Consider the following 9,779-nt stretch of genomic DNA (forward strand, 5'->3'; position numbering starts at 1 on the left):
CACCTGCCCCGCCGCCGCCACAACCGGCCACTCCGCCACAGCGCACGGCGCCGCCCACCGTCACCGCGCTGCCCATGCCGCCGCCACCGCCGCCCTCTCCGCCGCCGGCGACGCCGAGGCCGGTGCCGCTCGACCTCACCGACCGGCCGCCGATTCGGCTGGGGGAGGCCGACCCGTCACGCCCCGGCGCGCCGCGGCGTGGGCTCGACCTGCGGCCGGGGGCAAGCCTTCCCGGCCCTGGCGAGGTCGAGAACCTGCGCGTGCGCGGCGCCGAGGCCGGGCCCGACTGGCGCAACGCCTTCCGCCAGTGGCTCGACCGCAATCTGCGCTACCCGCGTGAAGCGGCGGAACTCGGCGAGCAAGGCCCGGTCACCGTGCGCATCGTCACCGGCGCGGATGGCCGGGTGCGCGGCGTCGAGATGCGCACGCCGTCGCGCTCCATCTTCCTCAACTACTATTCGCAGTCGGTCTTCCGCGGCGCCGCGCTGCCGCCCTTCCCGCCGGGTACGGCGGAGGAACAGGTCACGATCGACCTGACGATCAACTACATCCTGTATCGGCGCTGAGCCGCAGGCGGCGCGGTTCCCCAGCCCGGCGGCAAGGATGCCGCCTCACGCCGCCGCGGGGCGAAGCCCAAGCAGCAGGGCAGCGAGCCCCGGCTCGGAAACCAGCGCGGCGGCCTGCTGCAGTGACACCCAGCGCTTGCGGCGCTGGCCGCGCTCGGGCCAGTCCACCGCGCGCGCCTCGACCTCGAGTGCGAAGACCTCCACCTCGCAGATCGCACGGCGACCGTCCGGCAGGCGCTTGCGGTAGGAATAGGCGCCGATCGGCGCCTCGGCGGCGCGGCCGAGCAGGCCGGCCTCCTCGAAGGCCTCGCGCGCTGCGAGGGCATGCGGCGGCACGCCTTCCTCCGCCCAGCCCTTCGGGATCACCCAGCGGCCGCGGCCGCGGGTGGTGATGAGCAGCACGAGGAGTTCCCCCTCCCGCTCACGGATCGGCAGCGCCGCACATTGGCGGCGGAGGCTGCGGCCCCAGGCCGCGCCGATGGTCCTGGCCATGCGCCCCCCTTCGGCGGCCGCGACTCGGCGACGGGTGGAGAGTCGCAGGAACGGGAGTCACCCGTCCACCGCAATGACGGCCGCGCCGTTGGCATCAGGCGTGGCCGACCTCGCCGAAGGCGTCGCGGTTGGTGGCGCGCACCACCGCGGCAAAGAGCCGCAGCGCGTCCGGCCCGCCGCGGTCGAGCAGGGCGCCGGCCTCCATCTCCCGCGCCAGGATCTCGGCGTGGCTCGCGAGGGTCTCGGCGGCGCGGCGCAGCGCCTCCCGCGACAGGGTCAGTTGCAGGTCGTCGCTGAGCAGATTCCAGTCGGCAGGCCGCATGGTGTTTCCATCCGGGTCATCCGCCCTTCTGGCGCGGTTTACGGCACGGGGCGGCCGCGGGGGCATCATCCACCGGGCCGGTTAACGCTGGGTGAGGACCAGGCGCCCTCGACCTGGGCCGGGCGCACTCCGGGTCCGGCGTGCGGACCCGCGGCGGTCCGGTCAGCCCGGCCAGACGCGCCACGCGGGCGGCAGCGAAGTTCGGGCACGGGTCGGCGATCGCTGCCGCCCGTATCCCCATCGTGACGCACGCCGCCGCCCCGCCAGCCCCGCGCGCGGATACGGCCGGGAAGGATGCCGGGCGCATCACTTCCCCGCGGGCTTAGCCGGCTCCGAAGGCTTCGGCGCCGGCGGTCGCGGCGGCGTCGAGGGGCCGGAGATCACGTCGAAATCGTATTCGGTGCGGTGCATGGCGGGCCTTCCTGCTGGCTGGGGCCGCCTACGCTCCGGGATCTTGCGGGAGACGGGACGTCACTGTCCCGAAACACGAAAGCCGCCAGGGCGTGGCGGCTTTCGGGAGAGATGATCGCGAGGCTTTCCCCTAGGCCGCTGGCGGATACCAGCGGTACCAAAATCGGGCGGCGGGGATGCCGGTCAGGACCATGGGCGGCACCCTAACGCCGCCGCGCGAGGGAAGGCAAGCGGCCTTGCCCGCGCTGAAGGCGGGGCAGCGCCGCGCATGCCGCCGGACCGCGCAGGCCGGAGGAAAGCCGTGACGGCAGGCGCTTCACGCTGCTTGCATGGCGGACGCGCTCCGATAGGCTCAGCGCCACCTGTCATCGGAGCAACCCAGATGGACCGCCGCCTTCTCCTTGGCGCCGCCGCCGGCCTGCTGGCCGCGCCCGCCGCCCTGCGCGCCCAGGCCCTGCCCAAGATCACCATCGGCATGTCCGGCTGGACTGGCTTCGCCCCGCTGACGCTCGCCGAGCAGGCCGGCCTCTTCCGCGCCAACGGCATCGAGGTGGAAACCAAGTTCGTGCCGCAGCGCGAGCGCAACCTGGCCCTCGTCTCCGGCGCGCTGAACTGCGTGGTCACCACGGTGGACACCATGATCCTGTGGGCGAGCTCGGCGCCGCTGACGCAGGTGCTCGTGCTCGACCGCTCGCGCGGGGGCGACGGCATCGGCGTGCGGCCGGCGATCAATTCCTGGGCCGACCTCAAGGGCAAGACGGTCGCGGTCGATGGCGCCGGGACCACGCCGTATTTCGTGCTCGCCTACATGATGCGCGAGAACGGCATGTCGATCCGCGAGGTGACCACCGCGACGCTGGCGCCGCAGCCCGCCGCGCAAGCCTTCGTCGCCGGGCAGTTCGACGCCTGCTCGACCTATGAGCCCTATCTCTCCCAGGTGCGCGCCATGGGCGCGGACAAGGGCAAGATCCTCGCAACGACGCTCGACTACCCCTGCGTGGTGGACACGCTCGGCTTCACGCCCGCCTTCATCCAGGCGAATCCGGAGGCCGTGCGCCGCGTGGTGAAGTCCTGGTTCGACGCCGTCGCGATGATCGGCCGCGAGCCCGACCGTTCCTTCGAGATCATGGGCCGCCGCGTCAACCAGACCGGCGAGCAGTTCAAGGCCAGCGCGCAGTTCATCGAATGGCTCGACCAGGCAAAGAACAAGGAGTACGTGGCGTCCGGCCTGCCGGAGTTCATGCGCAAGGCGCACACCGTGCAGCGCGAGAGCGGCGTGGTGCGCCAGGACGTCAACCTGGGGCCGCTGCTGAACACGTCCTTCCTGGGGTAGCGCGGACGAAAATGACCATCTTCCTTGCGGCGTGCCGCAGGCATGCCGAGGCCGCGAATGCGGCCCGCCGGTAGTCCGGCGAGCCAGGGCGCACGGATGTGCGCCGCCCGGCGCCTGAGGGATCCATCGAGGTGAAGCCTCTCGTTCCTGTTTCGACCGGCGCCCGGATCCTGCTGGGCGCCGGTTTCTTCGTGCTGTTCGTCGCCGTCTGGGCGCTCGCGACCTATTCGGGCTGGGTGCCGCCGCTCTTTCTCGCGAGCCCGGGGCGGACCCTGCTCGCAGGCTGGTCGCTGCTGACCGAGTTCGGCTTCGCCGGCGACATCGGCATCACCGTCTTCCGCGTGGTCGGCGGCTTCGCGATCGCGGCGGCGATCGGCGTGCCGCTCGGGCTGATGATGGGCGCCTTCAAGACGGTCGAGGCCTTCTTCGAGCCCTTCATCTCCTTCGCGCGCTACCTGCCGGCCTCGGCCTTTATCCCGCTGCTGATCCTCTGGGCCGGGGTGGGGGAAGCGCAGAAGCTCTCGGTCATCTTCATCGGGTCCTTCTTCCAGGTCGTCATCATGGTCGCGGTGATCGCGGGCGCGACGCGCATGGACCTGGTCGAAGCGGCGTACACGCTCGGCGCGCGGTCACGCGGCATCGTGCGGCGGGTGATCATCCCTTCGGCCGCGCCGCAGGTGATGGAGACGCTGCGCCTCGTGCTCGGCTGGGCCTGGACCTACGTGATCGTGGCGGAACTGATCGGCGCAACGTCCGGCATCGGCCACATGATCATGGACAGCCAGCGCCTGCTCGACACCGGGCAGATGATCTTCGGCATCGTGGTGATCGGGCTGATCGGGCTGGTGACGGATTTCCTGTTCAAGGCGCTGAACCGGAAGCTGTTTCCCTGGGCGGCGCTATAGTGCCTGCGCACGCCCATTCCAGCCGGGGGGGGAAGGGATGCCGGACCCGATAATCTTGCTCGCGACGGGGGCAGCCTGCGCCGCCGCAGCCCTCGCATTCTGGCTTTGGTCGCGCCGCGGCCGTCCCGAGCAGGACGCATTCGCGGTGCTCGGAACGAGTGCCGCCGCGGCTCGGGCGCGGGCGAAGCCACTGCCAATCGATCTCTCGCACCCCATCAGGACCGCCGAGCATTGGAACGCCATGCGCTCGCATGCCAATGACGCCGCCTATCGCCGTGCCGTGGAGACACTGCGGCTGCGCTACGAAATCGTGAGCAACCCGATGCTCCTCTCGAACACCCTGCGCGAGACGATGACTCGCGCGGGCCTCTCCTTCCGCGAAGCCGTGATCCGAGTTGCCGAGGATGACGGCCTGCACGGCCATAGGTAGCCCCGTGAGCGACAAGACCCTCCGCATCGCCGGCGTCACCCGCACCTTCCCAGGCCAGGGCCGGGCGGGGCCGACGCTGGCGCTCCAGCCGACCGACCTGACGGTGCGGCCGGGCGAGTTCGTCGCCATCCTCGGCCCCTCCGGCTGCGGCAAGTCCACGCTGCTGCGCATCGTCGCGGGGCTCGACCGCCCCACCGCCGGCACCGTCACGCTGGACGACGTGCCGGTCATGGGCCCCGGCCCCGACCGCGGCATGGTGTTCCAGTCCTACACGCTGTTCCCGTGGCTGACCGTCGCCCAGAACATCCGCTTCGGCCTGGCCGAGCGCGGTCTGCCCGAGGACCAGCAGCGCGCCATCGCCGAGAAATTCATCGCCCGCACCGGCCTCAAGGGCTTCGAGAACCACTGGCCGCGCCAGCTCTCGGGCGGCATGCAGCAGCGCACCGCCCTTGCCCGCGCGTTGGCGAACGACCCCGAGATCCTGCTGCTGGACGAACCCTTCGGCGCGCTCGACCACCAGACCCGCGAACTGATGCAGGAACTGCTGCTCGAGATCTGGGAGGCCGACCGCAAGACAGTGCTCTTCGTCACCCACGACATCGACGAGGCGATCTTCCTCGCCAACCGGGTCGTGGTGATGTCCGCCCGCCCCGGCCGGATCAAGGCGGATGTGACCGTCCCCCTTCCCTATCCGCGCGACTGGACGGTGAAGACCACGCCCGACTTCGCCGCCCTGAAGGCTAGGCTGATGGCCGAGATCCGCGAGGAGGTGCGCAAGGCGGCGACAGCGGCGTAAGGCAGGCCGCATACGGCTGGAATCTGCCCAATGCGTGAAGCCGCCCACGCAAACACGGCGAGAGCGGCTTCCACCCATAGGGAAACCTCTCCCGGCGCCCGATGACGAGGCGGCGGGGGCGCGCTACATCCCCGCTGATGCCCCCCTCCATCCCCGACACCATCCCCCGGACCGCACTGGTCACCGGCGGGGCGAAGCGTCTCGGCCGCGCCATGGCGCTCGCCCTCGCGGAAGCCGGCTTCGACCTCGCCATTCACTGTTCGGCCAGCGTAGCGGATGCCGAGGCCGCCGCCGCCGCGATCCGCGCCCTCGGCCGCCGTGCCGCCGTCCTGCGCGCCGACCTGGCGCGGGAGGAGGAGGTCGCCCGCCTGCTGCCGGACGCCGAGGCCGCCCTCGGTCCGATCGGCGTGCTGGTCAACAACGCCTCGGCCTTCGAGCGGGACGAATGGCACGACGCCACCCGCTCATCCTGGGACCTGCACCTGGAGCCCAACCTGCGCGCGCCCTTCGTGCTGGCCCAGGCCTTCGCCCACGCCCTGCCCAAGGGGCGCGAAGGGGTGGTAGTGAACATGCTCGACCAGCGCGTCTGGTCGCTGACGCCGCATTTCGTCTCCTACACCGTGTCGAAGGCGGGGCTCTGGACGCTGACGCAGTCGCTCGCGCTGGCCCTGGCGCCGCGCATCCGCGTCAACGCCATCGGCCCCGGCCCGGCCCTGCCGAGTCCCCGCCAGTCGCAGGAACAGTTCGACCGCCAAGCACGCTCGGTGCCACTGCGCCACGGCACCTCGCCGGATGAGGTCGCGCGCGCGCTCATCGCCATCCTTACCCTGCCCTCGATGACGGGCCAGATGATCGCCCTGGACGGCGGGCAGCACCTGCAATGGTCGCCGAGCCATGGCGCGGAGCCCGAGGAATGACCTTCGCCCCCGATGCGGCGCGCGGCCTGCGCCACGTTTTCGTGCGCGGCCTCACGGTCCAGGCGCGGCTCGGCGTCCATGCGCATGAGGAGGCGCGGCCGCAGCGCGTCGTGATCGGCATCGACCTCGCGGTGCGCGACGAGGCGGCGCCGGCGGGCGAGGGAACCGACGAAATCGCCCGCGTGGTCGACTACGGCGCGGTCGCCGCGACAGCGCGGCGCATCGCCTCGGCCGGGCATGTCCGGCTGGCGGAGACCCTGGCCGAACGGATCGCCCTGGCGCTGCTCACGGATGAGCGAATTGCCACCGTCCGGGTCTCGGTGGAGAAGCCGGATGTTCTCGAAGATGTAACAAGCGTCGGCGTAGCCGTTGAAAGAACGCGTTTCTGAAATGAGCGGCCGGCGGAATTTGTCCACTGCCGTTTTGCAACGCCGATCATCACTATGCGGGTCAAGCGAAGAATCCATCTTGACCGATGCGTTCGCAGGGTCGTTCTTCGTTTATGTAGCAAAATCAACGGCTTGGAAGATTCCCGAGCCGGGCGACAAAAAGGGCGGCGAAGCGCAGAAACTGTTCTGTAACCTACGTCCGCACGCGATGCCCCATCTCTCGCCCACAGAGTTGTCCACAGATTCCGTGGACAATTCGGGGAGCTCCCTCTCGGTTTCGTTATCGTGACATTAACGGGCCTTTCATCGCCGCCGCAAGACGGGCTGCACGTCATCGAGGCGGCACTGCCCACCCTGCCGCTCGCCCCGGGCGTCTATCGGATGCTCGATGCGAAGGGCGATGCGCTCTACGTCGGCAAGGCGCATTCGTTGCGCAGGCGCGTCACCTCCTACACCCAGGTCTCGCGGCTGTCGGAACGGCTGCGGCGCATGGTGTTCGAGACGCGCAGCCTCGAGGTCGTGACGACCGGCAGCGAGGCCGAGGCGCTGCTGCTCGAGGCCAACCTCATCAAGCGGCTGCGCCCGCGCTTCAACATCGTCCTGCGTGACGACAAGTCCTACCCCTGGCTCGTCATCACCGACGACCACCCCTACCCGCAGATCGCCAAGCACCGGGGGGAGCGGCGCAAGGGCGCGTCCTACTACGGCCCTTTCGCATCGGCCTGGGCGGTGAACCAGACCATCACGGCGCTGCAGCGGGTCTTCCTGCTGCGATCCTGCCGCGACACCGTCTTCGACAGCCGCACGCGGCCCTGCCTGCTGTTCCAGATCAAGCGCTGCTCGGCGCCCTGCGTGGAGCGCATCGGCAAGGAGGCCTATGCGGAGCTGGTGCGGGAAGCGAAGGAATTCCTGTCCGGCGGCACCCCCTCCATCCAGAAGCGCCTGGCCGCGGAGATGGAGGAGGCCGCGGAGAAACTGGAATTCGAACGCGCCGCCGCGCTGCGTGACCGGATCCGGGGCCTGACGCATGTGCAAGGCAAGGACCGGGTGAACCTCGAGGCAGTGGGCGATGCCGACGTCGTCGCGCTCCACCAGGCGGCCGGGCAGACCTGCGTGCAGGTCTTCTTCTTCCGCGGCGGACGGAACAACGGCAACCGGCCCTATTTCCTCTCCCACGGAAAGCAGGATGAGACGCCCGAGGCGGTGATGGGCACATTCCTCGCCCAGCTCTACGACGACCTGCCGCCGCCGCCGCTGGTGCTGCTCAGCCACCAGCCGCCCGAGGCCGGGCTGATCGCCGAGGCGCTGTCGCTCAAGGCCGGCCGCAAGGTCGAGCTGCACCGCCCCCAGCGCGGCGAGAAGAAGGAGGCGGTCGAGCACGCCGCCACCAACGCCCGCGAAGCCCTCGAACGCCGCCTCGCCGAGGGCACCGCGCAGGCGATGCTGCTGGATGGCGTGGCCAACCTGTTCGGCCTGCCCGCGCCACCCGAGCGGATCGAGGTCTATGACAACAGCCACATCCAGGGCGCCAACCCCTATGGCGTCATGGTCGTCGCCGGCCCCTCGGGCTTCATGAAGCAGGCGTACAGGAAGTTCTCGATCAAGGCGGCGCCGGGCAACGACGACTTCGCCATGATGCGGGAGGTCTTCGAACGCCGCTTCGGCCGCGCCCTGCGCGAGGATCCCGGCCGCGAGACCAACGCCTGGCCCGACCTGGTGCTGATCGATGGCGGCGCCGGGCAGCTTTCGGCCGCGCAGGCCGTGATGGCCGAGCTCGGCGTGGAGGACGTGCCCATGGTCGGCGTCGCCAAGGGTCCCGACCGCGACGCCGGCCGCGAATGGTTCCACATGGCCGGGCGCGAGCCGGTGCAACTGCCGCCGCGCGATCCGGTGCTCTACTACCTCCAGCGCCTGCGCGACGAAGCGCACCGCTTCGCGATCTCGGCCCACCGCGCCGGGCGGTCCAAGGCGCTCACGAAGTCGGAGCTGGACGACATTCCGGGCGTCGGCACGGCCATCAAGCGGCGGCTGCTCAACCATTTCGGCTCGGCGCGCGGAGTGCGGCAGGCGGGGCTCGCGGATCTCGAGGCCTGCCCCGGCATCGGCCCGTCCGTGGCGCGCCGCATCCACGAACATTTCCATCCCGGCGCAACGGTGGCCCCGCGCGACGGGACGGGGTAAGCAGGGTCTGCGATGCCGACCGACCTGCCCAACCTGCTGACCATCTCCCGCATCGCGGCCATTCCCGTGCTGGTGGCCTTTGCGGCGATCGGCGCGCCTTGGTCGGACATGGTGGCCTGCATCGTCTTCTCGGTCGCCGGCATCACCGACTATTTCGACGGCAAGATCGCGCGCGACCGCGGCGTCACCTCCTCCTTCGGCCGGATGCTGGACCCGATCGCGGACAAGCTGCTGGTCGGCGCGGCGCTGATGCTGCTGGTCGGCCTGGACCGCCTCTCCAGTGCCGCGCTCTATCCCGCGATCGTCATCATGCTGCGGGAGATCATGGTCTCCGGCCTGCGGGAATACCTGGCGGAGCTGCGCGTCGGCCTGCCGGTGACTAAGCTCGCGAAGTGGAAGACAGGCTTCCAGATGGGCGCGCTGGGCACGCTGCTGGCGGGCGACAGCGGCGCCGCCGTGATCGGGCTCGGCTTCCTGCCGATCTCGCTGATCGGGGAGGTCGGGCTCTGGGCGGCGGCGGCACTGACGCTGGTCACCGGCTGGGACTACCTCCGGGCCGGGCTGCGCCACGCGGGGCAGCAGGATGCTGTGCCCCGCGCGCGTACGACGCCCAGCCACACTTGAGCGGCGCGCGCGGCAGGCACATCTTGGTCACGACCATGGCGGAGCGACATCCGATGCGACGAGGAATTGGCGCCGGGGCGCTGCTGTTGGCGCTGGCGGGCTGCGGCCCCGACTGGCAACCCTCCTGGAACATGGCCAGCCGGCCAATCGTGGCCGGCGACAGCCTGACCATCCGGCGGGTGACCGGCGAGGAGCCGGAGTTCCAGACCCTGCGCAGCGAGAGCGTGGAGCAGTTGCGCCTCAGCGCCGGCGCGCTGCTGGCCTCGCGCCCGAGCTCGCCGGAAGCGGCCATGACCAGCGTGCCCGAATACCGCCCTGTGCCGCGGCCGGAAGTCGATGCGCACACCGCGACGCCCGGCCCGGTGCAAGGCCCGCCGCCGGTCCGCCGCGGCAGCTCGACGCCGCCGCCGACC

General features: G+C 70.8%; 12 protein-coding genes. 10 read left to right on the plus strand and 2 right to left on the minus strand.

The window, feature by feature from the left end:
- The coding region (locus tag GXW76_RS23640; protein WP_211864604.1) for a TonB family protein at positions 1-566 on the plus strand (566 nt) is incomplete at its 5' end.
- A 45-nt stretch (positions 567-611) separates the two neighbouring features.
- Here the strand turns inward: GXW76_RS23640 and GXW76_RS23645 are convergent.
- Both GXW76_RS23645 and GXW76_RS23650 read right to left on the minus strand, forming a co-directional pair.
- Positions 612-1,058: an NUDIX hydrolase gene (locus GXW76_RS23645; RefSeq protein ID WP_211864605.1), complete on the minus strand. Its 447-nt coding sequence runs from the start codon at positions 1,056-1,058 to the stop codon at positions 612-614.
- Between the two features lie 94 nt (positions 1,059-1,152).
- Positions 1,153-1,380: a hypothetical protein gene (locus tag GXW76_RS23650; RefSeq protein WP_211864606.1), complete on the minus strand. Its 228-nt coding sequence runs from the start codon at positions 1,378-1,380 to the stop codon at positions 1,153-1,155.
- A 793-nt stretch (positions 1,381-2,173) separates the two neighbouring features.
- On the opposite strand from GXW76_RS23650, the gene GXW76_RS23655 reads away from it, so the two are divergent.
- The 9 genes from GXW76_RS23655 to GXW76_RS23695 form a co-directional block, all read left to right on the plus strand.
- Positions 2,174-3,124 (plus strand): ABC transporter substrate-binding protein, encoded by a 951-nt coding sequence (locus GXW76_RS23655; RefSeq protein ID WP_211864607.1) that lies wholly within the window; start codon positions 2,174-2,176, stop codon positions 3,122-3,124.
- 131 nt (positions 3,125-3,255) lie between these two features.
- Complete coding sequence (locus tag GXW76_RS23660; RefSeq protein WP_211864608.1) at positions 3,256-4,029, plus strand: ABC transporter permease; 774 nt, start codon at positions 3,256-3,258, stop codon at positions 4,027-4,029.
- A gap of 241 nt (positions 4,030-4,270) precedes the next feature.
- On the plus strand, positions 4,271-4,459 hold the full coding sequence (locus GXW76_RS23665) for a hypothetical protein (RefSeq protein ID WP_211864609.1): 189 nt from the start codon (positions 4,271-4,273) through the stop codon (positions 4,457-4,459).
- Positions 4,460-4,463: 4 nt separating this feature from the next.
- Entirely contained in the window at positions 4,464-5,255 is a 792-nt protein-coding gene (locus GXW76_RS23670) for an ABC transporter ATP-binding protein (protein ID WP_338151030.1), read from the plus strand.
- Positions 5,256-5,392: 137 nt separating this feature from the next.
- On the plus strand, positions 5,393-6,172 hold the full coding sequence (locus GXW76_RS23675) for an SDR family oxidoreductase (RefSeq protein WP_211864611.1): 780 nt from the start codon (positions 5,393-5,395) through the stop codon (positions 6,170-6,172).
- A complete protein-coding gene (locus GXW76_RS23680) occupies positions 6,169-6,561 on the plus strand; it encodes a dihydroneopterin aldolase (RefSeq protein WP_246514661.1) in 393 nt (130 codons plus the stop codon). The genes GXW76_RS23675 and GXW76_RS23680 overlap by 4 nt, the downstream gene beginning before the upstream one ends.
- A 285-nt stretch (positions 6,562-6,846) precedes the next feature.
- Positions 6,847-8,742: an excinuclease ABC subunit UvrC gene (uvrC, locus tag GXW76_RS23685; protein WP_338151031.1), complete on the plus strand. Its 1,896-nt coding sequence runs from the start codon at positions 6,847-6,849 to the stop codon at positions 8,740-8,742.
- Positions 8,743-8,754: 12 nt separating this feature from the next.
- The gene (pgsA, locus tag GXW76_RS23690; protein ID WP_211864613.1) at positions 8,755-9,366 is read left to right on the plus strand and encodes a CDP-diacylglycerol--glycerol-3-phosphate 3-phosphatidyltransferase; all 612 of its coding nucleotides are present in this window, start codon (positions 8,755-8,757) and stop codon (positions 9,364-9,366) included.
- Between the two features lie 53 nt (positions 9,367-9,419).
- The coding region (locus GXW76_RS23695) for a hypothetical protein (RefSeq protein WP_211864614.1) at positions 9,420-9,779 on the plus strand (360 nt) is incomplete at its 3' end.

This window comes from Neoroseomonas soli (assembly GCF_018129065.1).
Lineage (GTDB): Bacteria > Pseudomonadota > Alphaproteobacteria > Acetobacterales > Acetobacteraceae > Neoroseomonas > Neoroseomonas soli.